This window comes from Bartonella sp. AA89HNZF (genome assembly GCF_042196905.1).
Lineage (GTDB): Bacteria > Pseudomonadota > Alphaproteobacteria > Rhizobiales > Rhizobiaceae > Bartonella.
Genome location: NZ_JBHIRD010000023.1, coordinates 1 through 23,449 on the forward strand (window position 1 = coordinate 1; position 23,449 = coordinate 23,449).

10 protein-coding genes and 2 pseudogenes are annotated in these 23,449 nt (G+C 39.7%); 4 read left to right on the forward strand and 8 right to left on the reverse strand.

Annotated features, from left to right (window positions below):
• A partial coding sequence (locus ACFIN0_RS08285; protein ID WP_375702294.1) for a type ISP restriction/modification enzyme occupies positions 1-3,423 on the forward strand: 3,423 nt, incomplete at its 5' end.
• A gap of 993 nt (positions 3,424-4,416) precedes the next feature.
• Here the strand turns inward: ACFIN0_RS08285 and ACFIN0_RS08290 are convergent.
• The 8 genes and pseudogenes from ACFIN0_RS08290 to ACFIN0_RS08325 all read right to left on the reverse strand — a co-directional run bounded on the left by ACFIN0_RS08290 (position 4,417) and on the right by ACFIN0_RS08325 (position 19,234).
• Positions 4,417-7,046: pseudogene (locus ACFIN0_RS08290) on the reverse strand (DUF6990 domain-containing protein).
• Between the two features lie 97 nt (positions 7,047-7,143).
• On the reverse strand, positions 7,144-7,731 hold the full coding sequence (locus ACFIN0_RS08295) for an SMI1/KNR4 family protein (RefSeq protein WP_375681517.1): 588 nt from the start codon (positions 7,729-7,731) through the stop codon (positions 7,144-7,146).
• A gap of 54 nt (positions 7,732-7,785) precedes the next feature.
• Entirely contained in the window at positions 7,786-8,355 is a 570-nt protein-coding gene (locus ACFIN0_RS08300) for an SMI1/KNR4 family protein (RefSeq protein WP_375702295.1), read from the reverse strand.
• A 42-nt stretch (positions 8,356-8,397) separates the two neighbouring features.
• The gene (locus ACFIN0_RS08305; RefSeq protein WP_375634966.1) at positions 8,398-8,973 is read right to left on the reverse strand and encodes an SMI1/KNR4 family protein; all 576 of its coding nucleotides are present in this window, start codon (positions 8,971-8,973) and stop codon (positions 8,398-8,400) included.
• Positions 8,970-9,455: an SMI1/KNR4 family protein gene (locus tag ACFIN0_RS08310; RefSeq protein WP_208438784.1), complete on the reverse strand. Its 486-nt coding sequence runs from the start codon at positions 9,453-9,455 to the stop codon at positions 8,970-8,972. Before ACFIN0_RS08310 ends, ACFIN0_RS08305 begins: the two co-directional genes overlap by 4 nt.
• 20 nt (positions 9,456-9,475) lie before the next feature.
• Positions 9,476-17,212 (reverse strand): DUF637 domain-containing protein, encoded by a 7,737-nt coding sequence (locus ACFIN0_RS08315; protein ID WP_375702296.1) that lies wholly within the window; start codon positions 17,210-17,212, stop codon positions 9,476-9,478.
• A gap of 89 nt (positions 17,213-17,301) precedes the next feature.
• Positions 17,302-19,062, reverse strand: coding sequence for a ShlB/FhaC/HecB family hemolysin secretion/activation protein (locus ACFIN0_RS08320; protein WP_375702297.1), 1,761 nt, complete (start codon positions 19,060-19,062; stop codon positions 17,302-17,304).
• Positions 19,055-19,234: a hypothetical protein gene (locus ACFIN0_RS08325; protein ID WP_375612457.1), complete on the reverse strand. Its 180-nt coding sequence runs from the start codon at positions 19,232-19,234 to the stop codon at positions 19,055-19,057. Before ACFIN0_RS08325 ends, ACFIN0_RS08320 begins: the two co-directional genes overlap by 8 nt.
• A 256-nt stretch (positions 19,235-19,490) precedes the next feature.
• Between ACFIN0_RS08325 and ACFIN0_RS08330 the strand changes: the two are divergent.
• The 3 genes and pseudogenes from ACFIN0_RS08330 to ACFIN0_RS08340 all read left to right on the forward strand — a co-directional run.
• Positions 19,491-20,110: pseudogene (locus ACFIN0_RS08330) on the forward strand (type ISP restriction/modification enzyme); the annotation flags it as partial.
• Positions 20,111-21,845: 1,735 nt separating this feature from the next.
• Entirely contained in the window at positions 21,846-22,829 is a 984-nt protein-coding gene (locus ACFIN0_RS08335) for a hypothetical protein (RefSeq protein WP_375702298.1), read from the forward strand.
• Between the two features lie 81 nt (positions 22,830-22,910).
• Positions 22,911-23,449: hypothetical protein (locus tag ACFIN0_RS08340; protein WP_375702299.1), on the forward strand; the 539-nt coding region annotated here is incomplete at its 3' end.

Here is a 23,449-nt window from a genome sequence, read left to right on the forward strand (position 1 = left end):
GATACTCCTCCTCTTAACTGTACCCTTGCCCATATTGATGGAACCTTTAGTGCTAAAGAGCGTACAAAACAACTTGAATGGTTAAAGGAAGATGCGGGGGAAAATACGTGTCGTGTACTTACCAATGTACGCTGTCTTTCTGAAGGTGTTGATGTTCCTGCTCTTGATGCCGTTCTATTTTTACACCCGCGCAAAAGTCAAATTGAGATTATTCAAGCAATAGGACGTGTAATGCGTCGAGCAGAGGGTAAAAAAAGAGGCTATATCATTCTACCCGTTGGGATACCCGCTGATATTCCGCCGGAAATAGCCTTAGAAAACAACCAAAAGTATAATGTCATCTGGCAAGTTCTCAATGCTTTACGTGCCCATGATGATAACTTTAATAAAATAATTCACCATATGCACAAAAAACAAGACGTAAGCGATACTCTTGAAATTGTTGCTGCTTCTCAAGAACTTGCGTTAGAAGATACGACCACGGTTATTGATGATTTACCTATACGCTCAAAATTAGAGTATTCAGGACTTAATATTGGGTTAGCAACTTACGAATCTTCTCACACATGTGAAGAACAAGGAGAACTCCCCCTTTTTTCTAAATGTAAAGATGTCATTAGAACTGCTATTGTTAATAGATTTTACGATCCTAGCTATTGGAAAAAATGGGCAATAAATGTTGGTGATCTTGCTCAAACTCATATCACACGCTTAACTGAAGTTTTAACAAAATCAGAAACTGAAACACGGCAGGTGTTTAATGATTTTATGACCGAATTACGTAGTAATTTAAACACAACCCTCTCCGAAGAAAATGCGATTGAAATGCTTGCGCAACATCTTGTGACGCGTCCAGTCTTTAATGCTTTATTTGAGGGGCATCAGTTTGTTCAAGAAAATCCCGTATCTTGCGCTTTACAACGTGTACTCAATGTCCTTGATAAAGTTACCCCTAAAGAAGAATCTCAAGATCTCAAAAATATTTCTAAGAGTGTACAATTTTACACGCGTGGAATTACCACTCTTGAAGCACAACAAAGTTTAATTGTAGAGCTTTATAATGAATTTTTCCGTTATGCTTTTCCGCGTACAGTAGAAAAATTAGGCATTGTTTATACTCCCATTGAGGTTGTTGATTTTATCATTCATTCTGTTGATGATGTGTTGCGTCATGAATTTGGAAAAAGTCTAGGATCACGTGGTGTTTCTATTCTTGACCCTTTTACGGGTACTGGGACCTTTATCACACGGCTATTACAATCCAATCTCATCAAACCAGAGGATATGGAATATAAATACCGTTATGATATCCACGCAAATGAGATTGTCTTGCTAGCCTATTACATAGCAGCCATTAATATCGAAGCAACCTATCATGGTCTTATGAAAGGAAATTATATCCCTTTCAAGCATATTGGTTTGACTGATACGTTTCGAATGATTGAAAAACAAGATCTTATGGAAGGTATACTCAAAGAAAACAGTGAATATTTGGAACATCAGAAAAATTTGACTATCGAAGTTATCTTCGGCAACCCGCCTTATTCAACTGGTCAAAAAAGTGCTAATGATAATGCGAAGAATACCCCTTATCCCATATTAGATAATCGTATCAGTGAAACTTATGCTGCTCAATCTGAATCAATCAATATGCAAGCACTTTATGATAGCTATATACGAGCAATTCGATGGGCTAGTGACCGTATAAAAGATTGTGGTATTATTGGTTTTGTTACAAACGCAGGGTTTATTAATGCATGTTCTTTAAATGGTTTAAGAAAATGCCTCGTTAAGGAATTTAGCAGCCTTTATATTTTCCATTTACGGGGTAATCAACGAACCTCTGGAGAACTTTCGCGAAAAGAAGGTGGTAAGATTTTTGGTTCTGGATCACGGGCTCCCATAGCTATCTCTATTCTCATAAAAAATCCAGAATCTCAACAGCGTGGGAAAATATATTTCCGTGATATTGGAGATTATCTCACAAGAGAAAAAAAGCTTAAGACAATTAAAAAATTTGGTAGCATTGATGGTATTACACAGAGCAAACAAGGTTGGCAAATAATTATACCGGATAAGCATAATGATTGGCTTGGTCAACGTGATGACAGTTTCAAGACATTCCTAGCTTTAGGTGATAAGAAACCTCATAGTAAAAAACTGTTTGAGATTTATTCTTGTGGTCTAAAAACCAATCGTGATGCTTGGGCATACAATGCAAGCAATGAAACTCTCGCGAAGAATATGAGTAATATGATTACTTTCTACAATAGTGAAGTGGAGCGTTTTAATGGTGTTTATACACATGATAACGGTAAAACACGTACTAAAACTGTAGATAATTTTGTTAATGCCGATGAAAGCAAAATTAGTTGGAGTATTAATCTTAAGAAACATTTAACTAAAGGAAAGATTTTTGAATTTGAAGATACATGCCTTATTCAAAGCCTATATCGTCCTTTTACACAACAATGGCTCTATTACAATCGTGCCTTTAATGAAATGGTTGCCCAAATTCCATGTATATTTCCAATGGGGCAAGCGGTTGAAAATAGAGTAATACAAATTACAGGTACGGGAGCAAAGAAAGATTTTTCTGTTATTATGACTAAGAATGTGCCTGAATTTCAAGTGATGGAGAATAGTCAATGCTTTCCAAGATATATCTATGAAGATGCTACGGTTTCAAAAAGTAAAAGTGAGAAACAAACCCTTTTATTTACAGACTCTATAGAGGAAAACAAAACTGTTGGTTTACAGAGGCGTGATGCCATTACTGATGAAGGATTAGCCCATTTTCAAGCGGCTTATCCGAATGAAAAAATCACTAAAGATAATTTGTTCTATTACGTCTACGGATTGTTACATTCGGAAGATTATCGTGCTCGTTATGCTGATAACCTCTCTAAAGAATTGCCTCGCATCCCTTGTGTAAAAAGCGCTGAAGATTTTTGGAAGTTTGTTAATGCTGGACATGAACTAGGGCATTTGCACGTGAATTATGAAACTGTAGAGCCTTATCCAGTGACCTTTAAAAAGGGTAATCCAAAACAAACAGAGATCTCTAATCCAGAAAAGTTTTATTACGTTACAGAAATGAAATTCGCAAAAATTAAGAATAGTAAGGAAAAGGATAAATCGACTGTTATTTACAATAGCAATATTACCATAACAGATATCCCTCTTAAAGCTTATGAGTATATCGTCAATGGCAAGCCTGCTCTTGAATGGGTTATGGGGCGTCAATGCGTTAAGACTGATAAAAAGAGTGGTATTGTCAATGATGCCAATCGCTATGCTGTTGAAACCGTTGGCAACCCTGCCTACCCTCTAGAGTTATTTCAGAGGGTTATTACCATAAGTTTAGAGACAATGAAAATCGTTAAGAACCTACCAAAACTAGAGATTAGAGAAACTGAATAACTTATAAAGCATGCTCACATAATGGGCATGCCAATCTTATTAAATCCGCTTATGTATTAGTTTAACTAACAGTCTATTTTATCATCTGTTATGAGATAAACTAAGATAGGAAATAATTACGTTATCAAGATCTCTTTAATGGACTTTTGTAAATTCTTTAAACGTATCATCTTGTGAGTTGATTACCTATAATCTTAAAAGGAATAATTTATCATGCGTTATTCTAAAAAGAAACCATTTGCACTTTTAGATACTCTTATTTGGATTGCTTTAAGACTTTTAAGAAATCCACTCTTAAATAGAATTAGATTTTTTTACATTGCCTTTAAAAGATTATACCGTAATCTAAAATGATAGCTTTATTGTTTTCAAAAGCTTTGTTTAAAGAGGATTATGTATATTCATTTTCTTATATTACTTATAGGTTTTGAAGGTTTCTCAAACCCCCAAAACCCCTACAAAACATATAGCATTAGTTGAGTTTACAGGTTGTATTTTGATATAGGTTGTTTTTTTTGGAAACTTGATAAAAGTTAACATATTGAAATATAATAAAATTTTATTTTTTATTGAAAAATATGTAAAGGGGGGGGCGTAAAAAGCACCTCCAAAACCCCCAAAAAACCCTAAACCTCCAAAACTCATAACCATAATGGTCTTGATAGCATTTCTTATGAGTTACAAGCTATCTTTTGAAAGGCTTAAAGGATCATATGCTTTTCATAAAGCACATTTTAATCACTCACTAAAATCATAAGATTCGTCTGTTAAATAAACTGACATAACCGATAAAATAGACAAAAGCCCATTAAAAGAGATTTTTATAATCTATGGAATAATTTTATAGATCTTTTTTTATAGGTTGTTTCATTAAAATCTTGCACCAAAACCATGATCAGAACCCCACCACTTCAGTTTCTCAACTAGTGATCAAGGCTTTGGAGCGCGTCTTATTTTCTAAATTTCTGAAATCTTTTTGATATTTTTTAGGTGCTATTTCTTGTCTTTTTTTCCGATAAAATTGACTATTTTCTCTTTCCACGAGCGGGGTTGCTCCTTGCTGGTAACCTCTTGTGGATCATCAAGCTTTTCTGCCACCTGTTTAATCAAAGCGTAACTCACTTGCTTCACCTTTGCTACTTCTTTGGCTAAAGCTAATGCACGTTCAAGGTGGGTTTTGTTGATGCTCTCGTCAAAGCCTAGGTGATCACCTGCCGTAAAGCTTTTCTGATAAGATTGTAAGGTCTCAACATCACCCAATAAAGCAAGAGCGCCAAGATGAAGTAAAGCATAATCCGTATCGTTTGCTTTAGACGTGGCGCCTTTTTCCCAAGGAGCAGTGCCATAATCAGAGCGAAGTCTTTTAGAAAGGTCAATGTCTGTTACCGCCCATTCTAAAGCATCATCAAGCGCCTGTGTTAAACGATCCGTAGTGACTTCTGGTTCAAAGATTTCTAATCCCTTGGCTTCAAAATTAAGCTGTATATCTGGAATATCTTCCGTGTAGGTAGGATCAATGAATTTACAAGCAGCGGAAAGAATGCCCGTGCTAATCATAAAGGCGCTATCAAATTGCGGGTAGTCTTTGGCAATTTCGTCGTTATAAAGAATGTCTACTTCACGATCAGCCAATTGATAGCTTGCCATATGGTCATTCTCATTGATTTTCTCGGTTGACCAGCCTAAACTTTTTAAAAGTGCATGAGCACTTTCCATGGTGAGACGATCATCATTGTCATCCACTTCATCCACTTCCTCTGCCACTTCAACAGAAGTTGTTTTAGAAGCAACAGATGCTATTTGCGGATCCAAGCTCAAAATCGGTGCATTTTTCGGAAAACCTGCTCGATAACCCCGCGCAAGAGTGAGGAGATTATCAATTCTATATTTTGAGATTTCTTCCACAAAACCTAAAGGATTTCCCTTTCTAAAATTCTCCTTATAAGATTTGAGCTTTTCAACATCCCCAATCAAAACAAGCGCAATAAGGTGACGCGCTACAAGATCAAGTTCACTGTTTGTTGGCAAAGCCGCATAATCATAGATGATTTGATTCACATTTTGCCGATCAGCCCATTCAAGAATATCCGCACTGATCTGTTTCAGCTTGCCTTCATCCAATTCAGTACTAGAAACTGTATAAACTTCTTCTGCTTCTTTGAGGGCTATATATTGAGGCATATTATAGAAAATCTCTCTATGAGCAGTGGAAAAGCCAAGTGTTGAAAGGGAAGCCTTAAATGCAACAATTGGCTCTTCTTCATCACTTTGAAGACTGTACATTATATTGATGATACGGTCTTTACTGATAAAATAGGTATTACGATCATAGTTTTTATCACGATAAACTGTCCAACCCATTTCTTTTAATTGCTCAGCAACCTTATTGAAAGTAATCAAAGCTTTCGGACCAAGATGTGCTTCTGCTGCTTCTCGCTCATTAAGGATTTTCAGATGTTCTTCAGCAAATTCAACGGCATGGTTAACATATTTTTCTACTTCATCATCATCCAAATGTTCAGAAATCGTACCAGCTTCTAAAAAATTTTTATAAGATTTCAGGATATCAATTCGACCTGTCAACGCTAAACAAGCCAAATGCCAGACTATACGTATATTGTAGCTATACTTTTGAACACGTGTTTTGCTTTCTATTGATGCTTGTAAATCTTGGGCACGTGCCCACTGTATTATCCGCTCAGAGATTTTGATAAGCTCTTGCTCATCTAATGTCTCTACACAAATATCAATGCCTTTACCAAAACCACTAAAACCCCCCCCCCAATCGTATTAAAAGAATTATAAATATTTTTAGGAGAAACACACCAATATTCCTTACTATAGTGAATACAATTGCAAGCGACAGAAATCATTTCATTAGATATTTCAGCTTCAATACGGACATTGTAATTATCATGAAGACGTATAAAACCAAAATCAAATTGAATAAAGCGGTCGGGCAAAATCAACCACATTTTTCCAGGTTCCGTTGAAAACCACCCTTGTGTTTTAAGAACGCGCATTGCTGCTGTGAGACTTATCGAGCGCTGTTTTGGCTTCTTGCGCGTTAGAATATCGTCTAATTCCCCATTTTTATAGGCCTGTGCAAAAAAAAGCAGGCGATCATCCGATGTCATTGTTTTATAATCTGCAAATTCTGGCACAGATAGTTTTGGGGTAGATCTATCACTCCTTAAAGCCTCCATATCACCAAGTAATGCTTGTGCAACGGCAGAATGATTAGTAGCTTCCTCGCACAACTTTTTTTCAATATCCTGTGCTTGCGCCCATGCAATCACTTTGTTTAAAGCGGTTGTGATATGGCTTTCGGAAAGATCCGGAGCTTTAACATTAAAATCCTCCTTCGCGTAAAACAGCACATCTCCATATTTACGCTGTGATTTTTCACCTCTAGAATATTCCCGAGCAAGACAATAAGCAGCGGTGGTGAGATCAGCCGAAAGCAAAAACTCTTTGCCACTCTCTCCATAATTTTTTACACCATAGCCAATACCGACAATGCGATCGGGAAGATGATAATGCGCAAAAGTATCCCCCACGTTATCACGATAAGGCTCCCAGCCCAGTCTTTTTAAAATCTCTGTGACATCTTTAGTTTGCATCATCATTCCCCCAGCATAATCTGTAATTCTTTTACATAAAAATTACTTGTATAATACTTAGGCTCTCTAGAAAGACTATATATTTCCTCTATCAATTTCACCTCTTCCATAGTTTTTTCCAAAAGCTCTTGTAAAAAGGGATAGGTTGCGGAGTGGGAGTGTGCTCAATCTTTTCAATCGGTTGGTCACCTTCAGGTATCTCAGCTCCCACGTGTACTTTAATTCTTTTGCAGAGAAATTCATAAAAATTACTTGCGTAATATTCAGAATCTTCAGATGTATACTTGAGATAGAGTGGGCATTCACCATCCCGAAACTGCGTATAATCAAAGTAAAAGGTTTCATCAAGATCATAACTCACAACGAGCTGTTCTGGTGTCGCAAAACCATGTTTTCTATCGAGTAAGTTTTGGTAAACAATATCACCAGCAGGAATACCTTCCCCACAATCTCCATAAAGGCTATAAATTTCTTCACCACCAATTTCTCCTCCTCCATATTTTTTTAAGAAAACTTTGTAAGAGGATGTGAATTGCAAGCCGAGAGTTTTCTCCGCCTTTTCAATCTGTAAATCATCTGTTTCATTCTCTTCATCATCTTCACTACCCAAATTGATAATCTCATCATCATATTTATTCACTTTATCAATTAATACTGCAACATCATCTAAGGTATAGGTTTTCATAGATGATCCTCAAAACGTGCGTTATAAACGCTCCATATTTCCTCGCTATCAATTTCACCTCTTCCATATTTTTTTCCAAAAGCTCTTGTAAAAAGGGATAGGTTGCGGAGTGGGAGTGTTCTCAATCTTTTCAATTGGTTGGTCACCATCAAGTATCTCTTCTCCCGCGTGTACTTTAATTCTTTTGCAAAGGAATTCATAAAAATTACTGGCGTAATATTCGCAATTATCCAATGGATACATAACATAGATTGGACATTCTCCATCCCGAAACTGCGTATAATCAAAATAAAAAATTTCATCAAAATCAGCGTAACACACGACAAGCTGTTCTGATGTTGCAAAACCATCTCTTCTATCATTTAAGTTTTGGAAAACAATATCACCACCAGGGATATCTGCTCCACACTCCTTATAAAGGCTAAAGATTTCTTCACCACCAATTTCTCCTCCTACATATTTTTTTAAAAAGCTCTTATAAGAAGATGTGAATTGCAAATCGAGAGCTTTCTCCGCCTTTTCAATCCGTAGATCATCAGCCGCATTTTCTTCAGTACGAAAATTGATAATATCATTATATTTATCAACTAATTCTACAACATCATCTAAGGTATAGGTTTTCATAGATGATCCTCAAAACTTGCGTAACGCTCCATATTTCCCCTATCAATTGCCCCTCCTCCATAGTTTTTTCCAAAAACTCTTGTAAAAAGGTACAGGTTGCGGAGTGGGAGTGTGCTCAATCTCTTCAATCGGTTGATCACCTTCAGGTATCTCAACTCCCGCGTGTACTTTAATTCTTTTACAGAGGAATTCATAAAAATTACTGGCGTAATATTCGCAATCTTCAGATGGAAGCATGACATAAAGTGGGCATTCACCATCCCGAAACTGCGTATAATCAAAGTAAAAGGTTTCACCAAAATCAGCGTAACACACGACAAGCTGTTCTGATGTTGCAAAACCACGTTTTCTAGCATTTAAGTTTTTGAAAACAATATCACCACCAGGGATATCTGCTCCACACTCCTTATAAAGGCTAAAGATTTCTTCACCACCAATTTCTCCTCCTACATATTTTTTTAAAAAGCTCTTATAAGAAGATGTGAATTGCAAATCGAGAGCTTTCTCCGCCTTTTCAATCCGTAGATCATCAGCCACATTTTCTTCAGTACGAAAATTGATAATATCATTATATTTATCAACTAATACTGCAACATCAGCTAAGGTATAGGTTTTCACAAATCTTCCCCTGCGTGCTCTTTAATTCTTTTACAGAGAAATTCATAAAAATTACTTGCATAATAATGTGACGCTCCAGATGGAATCTTGACGTAGAGTGGGCATTCACCATCCTGAAACTGAGTATAATCAAAGTAAAATGTCTCCCCAAAATCAGTTCTACTGACAACAAGCTGTTCTAATGTCGCAAAACCATGTTTCCTATGATATAAGTTTTTATGCACAATATCACCAGCAGGATGATCCTCAAAACTTGCGTTATAAATGCTAAAAATTTCCTCATAACCAATTTCTCCTCCCTTATAATTTTTTAAAAAATCCTTATAAGAAGTTGTAAACTGTAAACCGAGAGTTTTTTCTGCCTCTTTAATCCGTACATCACTAACTGCATCCTCTGCAGTACCAAAATTGATAATCTCATCATCATATTTATTTACTTTATCAATTAATTGTACAACATCAGCTAAAGTATAAGTTTTCATAGGTTGTTCTCCATAAATTATTATTTTTTAGTTGCTATATCTTTCTTTTCATAATCTTTAGCACGTTCCTTCCAGTATTTCGTCCTCCATTTATCGAATAGGTCTCTGTCAATAGCTGATCCCATTGTATTAGGATTAATATGAATAACTGAATTATGTTTATTATGAAACGCATTTGTAACCTCTGCTATGGGACCATCATGTGTTTGCAGCATATGATGCAATTCAATGGGATTTTCATTAAAGTCAAGAGGTGCTCTTCCTGTTTTCATCCTTTCAATATTTGTACCTTTTACTTCTTTTCCTTTTACTGTCCAACTAACAATCTGGTTAGGATCAAACAGATCATCTCTCTGATAGACTTTGTTTGTCTGAGTAATTTTTTCTCCCTTGTTAGTTATTTCAAACTCAACCTCAATAGGTTTTGACCAGAATTTTCTCTCTTGCCCCAAATATTGAGTTGCAATAGCTTCATCGCTCATTTTTTCTAGCGATTGTGCGATTTCTTTCCCCACATGCGCAGTATTTACTTCAGAACTAGTTGCTCCCGTTATAGCCGCTTCTTCAGCTTTAGCAGCAAATTTGATGAGATCTTTTTCTACAAGCTTTCCCGCAAGCTTTACGCCTCCCTTGGCTGCTGAAACAGCACCGTCAGTAAGCACTGTAGAACCCACTATATAAGCCACATCTCCTAATGGTTTACCTAGCATTTCGCCAGATTCAGCACCAGCACTGAATGCTCCATCCCCCCCTTTCTCCATTGTTTCATGTATGTGATCTATATGCCCCCCAAAGGAATCCTTTATGTGATCTATACGCCCTCTAAAGGAATCCTTAACACCTCCCCAGAATTGACCAACTCCTTCCCAGAGTTGACCAGCACCTTCCCAGACATCATCAAATATATGCCCACTCGTGGCCCAAGCTTTTGCTGTTCCAACGCCTTGAAGGGCATTTTGATAGATCTCATCAACTGAACTGTTTCCTATTGCCGATCCTAATTCTTTAACGTCATGAACTGTCGCATATATTCCGTTTCCTATTGCCGATCCTAATTCTTTAACGTCATGAGCTGTCTCAGATATTCCGTTTCCTATTGCTTTTACGGCACCAACAATCATACCCTTCGCAAGACCTATCCCAAAAATCCTATCTTGCTCTTCATCAATCTCGAACCATTTTTCGTTAACATCTCTTCGACACTGATCATCAGGGCACTCTTCTAACTCTTTCTTCATCTGAGCGCGTTGTGCACTACCCAAAAAGTTATTTGCAGCGGCATTACCTGCGGCATCGGCGCCGGCATCAACATTGCCACCGGCAAGGGCAGCAGCAACGCCCCCAGCAGCCCGTGCAACATCAATGGTGTGGTCTCTAAAGTCAGCAAACTGCGCATCAATCTTTGCGTTTATACGCGCTTCCTCTTCCGGAGTTGGGGTGCGACCGTTTAGGTCCCCCATTTCCTCTTTCACAATGCCTTGCACCCACAATTGAAACTGGAGCATAGCAGTGGCTTCGCCCACAGCACCCCCCACAGCACCGGCAGAGCAAGCACCGCTCGCAACCGCGCCTTTTAAGCAGCCAAGTCCTGCATGGGCAACGATCTGCGTGACCGTATCTATTTTGCCTTCTGCCTTGGCGGTACCGATTTCTTCCGCCAACGATTTGCCAACCGTATCAGACAGGGCGATGCGCAGATTGTTAAAAAAGTTCTTGTCAAGAGAACCACCCTCAAGAGCCGTTTGCACGCCTGTGCCAATGGCGGCTTTGATCAAGTTCTTTTCCGCCTCACGGGTGATGCGATCAACCAGAGGAGCCGTTTTGGGCAAAGATTGTCCAACACCAGCCATTTCGGTTAGTTGGCTGGTTAAGCCTGCTGTCAACATCGACGAGACAATGCTGAGAATATTCTTTGAAGAGCCAAGCTCATGCAAGGCACCGGCAATATTGCCGCGATTATTGACAAGAGCCACAGCGCTTTTGTTAATCAGCGCTTGGACACCAGCCTGTATCGCCGCATTCATGGCGGTGCTCGAGCCAAGCCCCAAAGCACCGGTAATGGCACTGGCAGCGCCCGAGGCTGCTCCACCCGTAACCGCCGTGACAGCCAATGCCACGAGAGCCGCACCGGCTTCTGTCAGTCCTTGGGCTTTATAATCCCAGTCTTTAAATTCAGCCTTAACTGCTTGCCAATCCACTTGCTTGGATAATTCTGGATCATCACGCAGTTGCTTGATCCATGCCATGCCTGGAGAGCGAGACAATTGCTCAAGGGATTTGTCTAAATCACCGGTTGCCTGATACTCAACAACAAAGCCATCACCCGCATCAAGCTTTATGCCACCCTTAGCATCTATGGTGACATGCTCGATGGTCTCCTTAAGGTAACCTTTATCGCTCTCACTCCACCACACAAGGTTTTCATTACGCTGATAAACATCCTTAAAATCTTGATCCTTGTTGGTGAGAAACTTGATTTTTCCCGTATCTGATGCCAAATGCGTCTGACCACCACTTGATAGCCCTGCCGCATCAAGCGTGAGATCCCCATTTTGCGCATGCATGGAGAGGTTGCCCTCTGTTTCTATCGTGGTTTTGTTTGTAGTAACTTCTGTTGATTGTTGACGAAACTTATTCTTTTGCTTCGATTTGTCGCCTTCTTTGCCCCTCAGATCCAAATCAAAACTGTTAAAATCTTGCTCTGAAATCGCGTTGAGAGCGCCACCACTGGTGAAATCCCCATTGCCCTTGGCTTTAAACTTTCCCCCAAGGTTAAGTTCACCACCTGTGACAATGGTCAAATCTCCATCACTGTTGACTTCTGTCAAACGGTGCTCACTGCTTTGGGCGTTATAATGCCCTTTTTCCAATGTCTCCTTATGGTCACTCTCTAGCACTAATGAACCAAACGTAGCAGAACCATCGACAATCACCGTCATCGGACCGCCACTGCTCCATTGGCCACCACCCATGCTTAAATCGCCAAGGGAGTGAATGTTTAAATCCTGTATAGAAATGATTTGAGCCTGCTGCCCACTGCGATCAACAAAACCATATTCATTCGTGTCACGGATTTTTGCAGTACCATCAATGATTGTCTTCGCATTGAGGGTGATGATATCCCCCAGAATAACACCGGAAGAATTGGCTAAAAGATCGCCACTGCTGAGATCTACAGCACCGCTGCCAAGCAAAAAACCACCATCATTAAACAAAGTTTGCGTAGTCGAAACATGCAATGCACCATTACTTGATATGGTGCCGCTATTGGTAAGACGGTCCGTCTCTATAGTGACGCCATTGCCTTTCAAACGTGCACTGGCAAGGTTTCCTTGCTGCGTTTTTGCCCCATAAACATCTTGTGCTAAAGAAGTGTTTGGTGCCAAATAAACGTGGGGTACCAAGACCTCTTGTCCATCGACAAGGTGGGTCTCAAGCCAGATCATATCCTTTTTGATCCCAGCAATCTGCTGAGGCGTTAAGGGCTTGCCTAGCTCTAACCCCAAGGGATCTTGCTGCTCCACAGCATTGTCATAGAGCCTTTGCATTTGAGCATTGGGATCTTCAACATCAAGAAGAGTGCGATTGCCTGTCAGCTCAAAGATTTGCTCACCCACCAGACGATATTCAAAATAAGCATCCCCTAATCTTTTAAACACGTTCTCAGGCTTATAATTGCCAATCTTTTTTAAGTAATAGTCCGATCCCAAAAATTTACTTGGGTTGATAAAGTCCTGTCGCGTCTCAACTAAAAACGGCACATCCGGTGATTGGGTCTGAGCCAATTCTGTCTTGACAGAGTTAAGCCCATCTTGCGTTGGCACTTGTATGGATTCTGGTGCGGGTGTTTTTGTGCTTGGTGCAAAAAGCCCTTTGTGCCCTTTCAAACCATTGATAATACCGTCCAATCGATCATCACCAATCAGTGGTTTGGAACCGTCAAAATCGGTGTTTTTAACACCAGCCAACCCTTTATCGCCAGAGCTTAAGCCAACTTGCTCAACCCCCTCACGCACCGCATGATTGTCAATATAGCCTGTCAACTTGGCATCAAGCGTGCCACCAGCTTCAATCGTGCCATAAACAGCATCATAAGTGCGTTTGAGTGTTTGGGTAAAAGTAGGACCATCCCATTCTTCTGCACCTTGCCCTATACATGCTGGATTTGTGGCACTACATTGCTTATATCTGTAGCGTGTTTCAGTTACAATCTTGGTTGTTTCAATTAAATCACGCCCCTCATTGAGCAGCGTATCACCCTGCATCTCAATGTTGCCATTAGCAGCAATCAAACTATAGCTATTGCGGATATCACCGGCATGGACCGTGAGATGACGCCCTACCAAAATCTGTGCCGCATTATTGGTAAAATGAGGCTGCTGACGAATAATCGTAGTGTCGATATTTTTCTTGATCCTTGTGTGTTTATCAACATTTGGGATATTTTCCCATTCTCCTCGCACGTAACTGTGAGAAACCACTTTATCGCTAACTTCAACTCCACCTTCACGCATGTTGGTAAGCGCTGAGACATCGAAGGTCATATCGCCTGACACGGCTTCTAAAAGACCCGAGCTGTTGATCACATGACCAGCCCGCTCTCCACTTAAACCACGGATGATGAGATTGTCTTCAGCAATGACATCGGCAAACTTATTAATAAAATCCCCATCTAAGGAGAAAATGGCAGATTTCTTGGCATAAATCAGCCCGCTATTACTCAGATCAGCGCTCACATTGAGCGCAACCCCATCACCACTTGAACCAATACTGCCGGCATTGTCCAAAACATCTGCGGTTAAGACAAAAGCACCACCACTTTTGAGAACTCCGTCTTCACCATTTAAAACCAGAGCAACTTGCCCCAATGACGGATCATGGCTTTCTGCTATAAGCGTAAAACTGTCACTGGCTAAAAGCTGACCGGAATTGGCTAAAGACCCGAGAGTTGCATCAACAACACCGCCCACCATGATACCGGAATTGCTTAAAACATCATGGCTGTTGAGAGTAAGTACTCCGCCTTGCGCTTCCACAAGCCCTGCTTGGGTGAGTGTGCCTGCCTTCAGCGTTACATCATAGGCGCCAACCTCACTTGTCTCGCCCATTGTCAATATGCCATCACTGGAAAGCTCTATCCGCTTTTTAGAGACAATGCGCCCCGTTTGGCTGAGATTTGTTTGCGCATGCAAAACAATGATATCATTGCTTTCTATCGTGCCACTATTGCTTAAATCACCGTGGCTGGTCAGTTGAAGGTCACCACGCTCAATCTCTATGTGCCCTGCTTGGATCACACTATCAGCAACAATATTGACTGCCCCTTGCGTAGAAATGAGACCATCAACATTCTCAAAACTGCCCACATCAATGCGCAAACCATCCCGCGCTAAAACATGCGCACCTTCATCATGTGTAGCGTTTTGTTGGTCTGAATTTGTCGTTTCAGCGCTTTTATTGACAAAAGACGTTGCAACAATCTTCATCTCACCGGCTAAAGCACTGAGAAGACCAGCCTCATTGTTTATATGACCAGCACGTATCTCTTTCAGCCCACCAATGGTGAGAGCCTCTTCAGCAATAATTCTGCCCTGTGTGTTGGTTAAATCACCATCACTGAATAGATCCATAGATTTTTTGGCGTAAATCAGCCCGCTATTGCTGACATTTCCTGCCACATTGAGGGCAACATTCTCACCACTAGAGCCAAGCACACCGGCATTGTCTAATTGCCCTGCGATCACAACAAAAACACCACCACTTTGAAGGACACCTTCGGATGTATTCTTCAGAAAGGCTTGTTGCGGATCGGCGCCTTCTTGTGTGCTTACCATCAAATGCAAATCATCGGTTGCAATAAACGTCCCTTGATTGGTAAATGCACCAATATGAGCATCGACACTCTCACCGCGCATTGTGCCGTTATTTGCAACCCCATCACGCACTTGAAGGGTTAATGCTCCTTCTTGAGCTTCCACAGTCCCTGCTTGGGTTAAAGCATCAGCACTCAAAATCACATCATAACTTAAAATCGTGCTCTCTTGACCGGTTGTGAGCATGCCACCCGCTGTCAATGCAACCTGCTGCATACTGATAATATCACCCGTATGATTGAGGGCACCATGGGCATCCAGCGTTATCTCCCCATTAGACCAGACAGTGCCTTCTTGGATCAGGGCACCGTGATGCGCATAAAGGTCAACTTTTTGCTCTGCCACTAAGCGCGCGCGTGATGTAAGCTCTGCTGCTTCCACCAAAAGAGAGCCGCCGGCGCTATAATGTCCAGCGCCTACAGTGAGCCCATCATCGGCGCTCAAGACAATATTCCCCTTGGCACCAATATGGTTGTTTAAAGCGCTGATTTGATTGGTTTTAATGGTCAGATCGCCAAGGGAAGAAACCCCTGTTTGATCATTGTCTTGCATGCGGCTCAGATCAATTGTTGCTGCTTGGATCTCTAAAAGATCACCGGCGGCTATCCGCCCATTCCCCGCCTCAAGCTTTGCTGCCTGTAAATGCAAAGAACCCGTCGCTGACTGTTTACCATCACTCCCAATACCGCTTGCTAGAAGAGCATGAGACTGGAGCTTGATCAGATCGGCGTGCACATCAACAGCACCGCTTGCCGCAACGCGAGCTTGCTCAGCCAGTTCAACATGTTTCAAAGCCTTCAGTTCAACTGCTTCTTCTGAAAAAAGCAGATCTTTCACATGCACACTGTCGTGGTGGGAGTGAGCCTTCACCGCTCCTTTGGCGCGTGCTTTGGCAATCACCAGCTTGCCATCACTTGTCAATCTCATGGCGCCTGCATTGGCAACCATGTCTCCGCGCATCTTAACGCCCGCACCTTTATCATTGGCAATCACGCGGATCTGCCCCGCATACATTCCACCAAACTCACTGGAATCAATCGCCAATTCCGGCTCTTTGCCATCAGAACCAAGAGAAGTTGCTTCGCGTTTGTCATAATCAAAATGATTGCGCCCCGCGATAACAGCCAAATCTCCTTTGACCTGTATGGGACCCCCGACACTGATCTTGCGCGAAACAAGATCAAAAATATCTAATGCACTCCCATCAGCCCCACGAGAGCCTATAGTGATATCTCCACCCTCAACACGCAACCCACTCAAAGCGCCATCGGCTCCAATGATCGGTTGTCCGGTCGATAAAGTCACCCGTGGTGTATTAATAAAGCCACAACCGTTACAGGTAATCCCATTGGGATTGGCGATAATAACATCCGCCATATGCCCATGTACTTCGCTCACGCCTTCAAGACGCGAGCGATTGGCACTCACCACTTCATTAAGAATAACCTTTGCTGCACCGCTATAACGCAAATTGCCGTTGCCAGGCACCAATCCCCCAAGCTGTGAACGCGAAACCTCCTCAGTCGAATTGTTCAAAATCACGCCATGGGTATCAACATTGAAACTGTCATATTTGTTATGAGAAAGACCCTGTCCATTGGGGCGAACAATATCAATCAGCGGCACATCATTGCCGGCTTTCCCCACCGTGGGGCGGAAAACAGAGCCAACCCCATCAGCTGCTTTAATCCCTTGGCTCTCTTGTGCAACAGGACTTCGCGCTCCAAGCGCCTGTGCTTGCAACAACAAAGGCTGAAAAGCTAAGCAAAAACTTAAAACAAGTGAAAGCCCTTTATGGATCCCTCGCTGCAAAACACAAAGAACGCGCTGCCATAGCTTGTATCCATATCCCAATCTATGCTTTTGATTTTTCAATCCCCGCATCTTCAGCTCCTCATAAAATTCTTTATCTCTTAAAAAAACAACCCAAAGGGATCTAAACAGCGCAGCGATATTTTTACCGCCCCTTTGCTCTAAAATCTCAATAATGCCCGCACTTGAAATAACCCTGTCGCATTTCCTTTTTCTCGCACTGTCGATTGGGTTAAAATATTCGAATAAGATACATCAATATCCGTAATGTCTCCGGTTGCATGGAAACCAAGAGTTGCCCCAACGAGGCTCCCGCCAAAACTGTTTTTGTTTACATCATTGGCTACAGCCCCCAGATCAAGCGCCATATAAGGGGCAAATTGGCTCATAAATTTACGCCCCATTCTCGAAGAAAAACCTGGCAACAACAGCGACAATTCATTGCGCCAAAACGCCCCATTATTGCCGTAATAAATCGCCTCACGCACCCCACGCACAGAGGAACTACCACCAAGCGATATTTGCTCTGAACTAAACAACGTGTCGGGTGATAATTGTCCTGAAAACAGCGTGTTATAGCGAAAGTTATACTGTTTGAGCGAAAAAGAACGCACGTAGCCTAGGGAAAAAGACAATTTGGAAAATTGCCCTTTGGGTGAATTTTTTGTTGCATTCTCTTGCTCTTTATCGTCATAAGCGCCAAGAATTGCCAACCCTTTATGAAACCCTATATGCGCGCTTAATTCTCCTCCAAGCCACTTGCGCGAATGATCAAGCTCAAAGGTTGCAATAGCCAATTTACGGCTGGAAACATCAACCCGACTGCCCATAATAAAATTATCAGAATATTTCCATGTCAACCGTCCTGTAAGCCAGGTCTTTCCCTCTTGATCACGGTCGATAACCCGTGAAATCCACGGTGTAAGCGATAAAGACTTACCCGCAGTCATAATATCGGAAAATATTCCCTTAACACTCGAATGATATTGGCTCCACGTCCCATCAAAACCTGTTGTCCAAGTGCCATAGGGAAGAGAAAATGATCCCGTTAGAGTATCACTATTGGGACGCTTGTGAGAAAAATGATACGGACTACCATCCATAGAACGCTGATAGCTCAACGACCATTGATCATTGATCCCCAACAGATCATCAAAAGAAAAGCTCAAGCGCGTTTGATAAAGCCCTGTTGCTTTAGCGCCAAGATTATCGCTGGAAAGCGTAATAAGCCAAGGTTTCTGTTTTTCAATATGAACATCGAGTATCGAACCACCCGAATTGCTCCCCGCACCAAGATTAATGGTGGCTTGGCGTGAGAAAAGCCGATTGATTTGATCAAGCCCTTGCTCTATCTGGCGCAGATTGGTCGGTTTTCCAATAAGGTTTGGAAAAGCCGTGGTGATTTCTCCTTGAGATTTCCTTCCAACTTTATGCCCATCAAGGGTAATATCTTCCATCACACCTTCAACAACAACAATCTTGAGATGACCGCCGCTTAAATCTTGCTCAGGCAAATAAGCCCGCACCGCAATATAGCCGCGCTTCATATAAAGCTTGGTCACCGCTTTGAGCACTTTATTGATTTCGGCAATCCCCAAACACCGTCCTTCCCAAAGAGAAATGGCTTCATGAAGGTCGGTATGAGAAATCAACTGAACATCAACAAATTCAATGCTTTTGATCAGCAAACAGGTTGTACTAGGCGAAGCACCATAGGGAGATATGGTATCATCGTCTGGCAAAAATACCTCATGGGTTTTGTTTTTACGCTGCAATTGCTGAAAACGCTGTTGTTGCGTTTGTTGTCGTTGGATGCTCTCTGATTGATTAATCGCTTTCTCACGAATGTTTTGGGCAAAACTCGCCAACGAGAAAAGGCACAAAATAGCCGCAAAAACAAAAGTGAAAAAAAATCTATGCATTCATTGTGCCCTCAAAATGAGCAACAAAATGAACCATATCGTCAGCGTCACAGAAAAAATCGCCAACCGCGTAACAATTTTTTAATTTTTTGATGAGAATAATACTTATAACATCTGAGAAAAAAGCATAGACTGTACTGTATACACCTGCTTTATGTGTTGTGCAAACCATATCATTTCCCCCGCTTTTGAAGATTTTACAATGACACTGTTAAATGACAATCATACACTCTAATATGCTTCTTAATTTTAAGGTGTTGCATGTAATATAATCTTGAGCTTCAAGTAAAGACTGTTATTCATAGAATATACCAAATTTATTGGAACTGTTACATATTAGAGACAACAAAAAACTATCCATTATTATCGCTTGATAAGAAAAATAGCATGACAATCGCTTATTTACTAAAATAAGAAAAAAGAAAATGCGTAATGCTATAACTGATGAAGGATTAGCATATTTAAAAGCCGCTTATCCTAATGAAAAAACACTAAAGATGATCTGTTTTATTATGTTTACGGTCTTTTGCATTCAGAAGATTATCGCACCCGTTATGCTGATAATTTATGCAAAGAATTGCCTCGTATCCCTTGCGTAAAAACGGCTGATGATTTTTGGAAATTTGTGACAGCAGGGCGTGAACTCGGTCATTTGCACGTAAACTATGAAACTGTAGAACCTTATCCTGTCACCTTTAAAAAGGGTAATCCAAAACAGACAGAAATCTCTAATCCCGAAAAATTCTATTATGTAACTGAAATGAAATTCGCAAAAATTAAGGATAGTAAGGAAAAGAATAAATCAACTGTTATTTATAATAGCAATATCATCATGACAGATATCTCTCTTGAATCGGTTATGGGGCGTCAATGCGTTAAGACAGATAAAAAGAGTGGTATTGTTAATGATGCTAATCACTATGCTGTTGAAACCATTGGCAACCCTGCCTACCCTCTAGAGTTATTGCAGAGGGTTATTACCGTAAGTTTAGAAACAATGAAAATTGTTAAGAACCTACCAAAATTAGAAATAAGAGAAACCGAATAACTTATAAAGCATGCTCACATAATGAGAGTGATAACCTTACAAGGGGTATAGAGCTTATAACCATAATCTATACCTCTCTTGTTAAGTTGATTACATACAATCTTTAAAAAGAGTGTTTATATGCGTTATTCTAAAAAGAAATCATTTGCACTTTTAAATACTCTTATTTGGATTGCTTTAAGACTTTTAAGAAACCCACTCTTAAAATGAATTAAATTTTTTTACATTGCCTTTAAAAGATTATACCGTAATCTAAAATGAGTGCTTTATTGTTTTCAAAAGCTTTGTTTAAAGAGAGTTATGTATATTCATTTTACTTATAGGTTTTGAAGGTGTAAAAACCGTCAAAACCCCTTCAAAACGTATATTATTAGTTGAATTTATAGGTTGTGTTATCAATATGAGTTGTTTTTTTAAGATCTGTAAAATCTTAACCTATTGAAAAATAACGTTTTTACTTTTTATCGTTTTTTTATCTAAAAGGGGCAACCCTCAAAACTCAAAACCCCTTCAAAACTCATAACTATAATGATCTTGATAGCATTTCTTATGAGTTATAAACCATCTTTTGAAAGGCTTTAAAGGATCACATGCTTTTTATAAAGCACGTTGTAATCATTCTCTAAATCATAAGGTTATCATTCAAAAGAACTGATAAAATTCATAAAAGGGATTTTGATAACGTAATCAGTTTTTACTTTCCTATGCTTTTCATAAGACACGTTTTAATGACTCACTCAAATGATCACTTTTGTCAGTTCAATTTACTGACACATAACTGACAGGTTTTAATCAATTCACATCATTGGTTATCTTTTAAGATTGTACTCTTGATATGGGTTATGTTTTAAAGATATTAAAATATTGAAATATAATGTTTTTAATTTTTACTCATAAAAAAAATAATAGAGGCTCTTAAAAGGAACTGACAACACTGACACGGTCTATTAAAAGAGATTTTGCTCATCTCTATAATTATCAGTTTCTATTGAGATGTTTTCATAACAGTCTATAAATCGTAATTATCCTATTTATCGTTTCTCTTATGAACATGAAAAATGATGCCATGGCTATAAAGCATATAACAGCTATAGAGAATGCATAAAAACAGCAAGGTTTTATAATCATAATGCAAATGAATGCATTGGTTATAAAGACCATCTCTATAAAAAGCTGTTAAGTTGCAAATATGTTATAAACAAAATTCACAAAAAATTTAAAATTCATTTAGTGACAAAATTGATAGGTTATAAAGTTTAAAATACGCATCATGAGAGCGTTTCTAAATATTATAAATGTATAGATTCAGAAAATAACGCAATCTTTTAAGAAAGCCAATAATATAGCTTTAAAAGCATATAAATATAAAAGAAGCAACTAATAGGCATAAGATATTATCAATACACAACGTATTTAAAAAAATACAAAAAAATATCAAAAAAGATAAAATATTGTTTGACAATAAATACGTATTTTATTATATGAATATTCAAGTGATTAGAAAACACTTTGAAACGACAAGCGGATAGATTACGAAACAATCTTTCCAACGCTTTTAAAAATTGGCTATCTTTTATACTTTTGTTAGTATATGAGGATTTTGTCGGGTGTGTTTACACCATACAATACTCTTTATGAGAAAAGTGTAAGCAGCGGACTTGTCGCCGTGTTTTCTAGCACCCGATGCCCTCTATAGGCTGTTAATAGAAAATTTAATTACGACAAGGTTTTAATTATGAAAAATACAGTAAAAAACACCCCCGTTATCTCTAATATTTCAAATGAAACTGCGCTTGCTAATCAACAAGAGCCTGCAAAAAAATACGAATTTACAGGAGAGACAATAGAGGTTGGTGATTATACTCTTTATCGCATTCGGGCTTTAAGGGATTTTGCTAATATAAAAGCTGGTGATCTAGGCGGCTTTATACATAAGGTTGCAAATTTAGCTCATAATGGTGATTGTTGGGTCGGTGGCAATGCCATGGTTTATGGTGATGCTCGTATTTACGATAATGCCCATGTTTCGGATAATGCAAAAATTACTGGATCTGCAAAAATTTATGAAAATGCAAGGGTCTATGGCAATGCTAGCGTGCATATTAGAGCTGAGGTTTATGGCAATGCGCAAGTATATGAGAACGCATTGGTTTATGGTGATATTTTTGGACATGCTAAAGTGTATGGAAATGCAAAAATTTATGACACTATTTATGGCAAGTTTCTTGATAAAACTAGAATTTATGGCAATGCTGAGGTTTATGATAAAGCACGTGTTTTAGGAACCTCTCAGGTTTATGATAATGCCCATGTTTATGAAAATGCTATAGTTTTTGATAATGCTAGGGTTTGCGATAATGCCCATGTTTGTGGCGCTGCTATGGTCAATAGAGAAGCCAAGGTTTATGGGAATGCTATAGTGACTGGTTATGCCCATGTTTATGATAGGAGCTGCGTTTATGACAATGCCAAGGTTTATGGCAAGGTTTATGGTGGCGCTTGGGTTTCCAATAATGCTTTAATTTCTGATAATGCTGAGGTTTATGATGATGCTCGCATTTATGACAATGCAAAAATTTATGGCAAGGTCCATGGTGATGCTCATGTCTATGGCAATGCCAAGGTAATTGGCTATACTGAGATTGGTGGTGATACCAAAATTGGTGGCAATTATAAAGAACCCGTTATCACTGGTGATATTGTTTTTACAACTGTGTAAATGACGCGCGGGCGCGGCGGGGGCGCCCCTCTTTAAACATTTCATTCTAAAATTCAAATCTATTTATAAAGGAATTGTGCTATGCAAAAAAAGTTTGCACTCACAAATGAGACACGTGTATTTAATAATCAAACTCTTTATCGCATCCAAGCATTAAGGGATTTTGACGATGTTAAGGCTGGTGCCTTGGGTGGTTTTATTGAAAATGAAAGTAACCTCTCTCATGATGGCAATTGCTGGATCTATGATAATGCTCTTGTTTTAAATCCTGCCCATATTTATGAAAATGCCAAGGTTTTTAATAATGCTATTATAATGGGTAGTGTTTATGGCAATGCCCATGTATGTGACCGTGCCCGCGTTTATGCAAATGCTCATGTTTATGACAATGCGCATCTTTCTTATAATGCTTGGGTTTATCATCAGGCGCGGGTTTATGGCAATGCAAAATTATCAGGAAATGCTCGTATTCATAGCAAGGCGGTAGTTTATGATCATGCTGTTGTTAGTGGCGCTGCTAAAATTTATGGCAAGGTTTATGGGAATGCTAGCGTGGGTGGGTATGTTAAGGTCTATGGTTCTGTTTATGGGAATGCAAAAGTGACTGGTTATCACACCAT

Bases quoted from the DNA above. Each gene is read 5' to 3' on its own strand.
- ACFIN0_RS08295 (WP_375681517.1), bottom strand. From the start codon at position 7,731: ATGAAAACCTATACCTTAGATGATGTTGCAGTATTAATTGATAAAGTG.
- ACFIN0_RS08300 (WP_375702295.1), bottom strand. From the start codon at position 8,355: ATGAAAACCTATACCTTAGATGATGTTGTAGAATTAGTTGATAAATAT.
- ACFIN0_RS08310 (WP_208438784.1), bottom strand. From the start codon at position 9,455: ATGAAAACTTATACTTTAGCTGATGTTGTACAATTAATTGATAAAGTA.
- ACFIN0_RS08315 (WP_375702296.1), bottom strand. From the start codon at position 17,212: ATGCGGGGATTGAAAAATCAAAAGCATAGATTGGGATATGGATACAAG.
- ACFIN0_RS08320 (WP_375702297.1), bottom strand. From the start codon at position 19,062: ATGCATAGATTTTTTTTCACTTTTGTTTTTGCGGCTATTTTGTGCCTT.
- ACFIN0_RS08325 (WP_375612457.1), bottom strand. From the start codon at position 19,234: ATGGTTTGCACAACACATAAAGCAGGTGTATACAGTACAGTCTATGCT.
- ACFIN0_RS08335 (WP_375702298.1), top strand. From the start codon at position 21,846: ATGAAAAATACAGTAAAAAACACCCCCGTTATCTCTAATATTTCAAAT.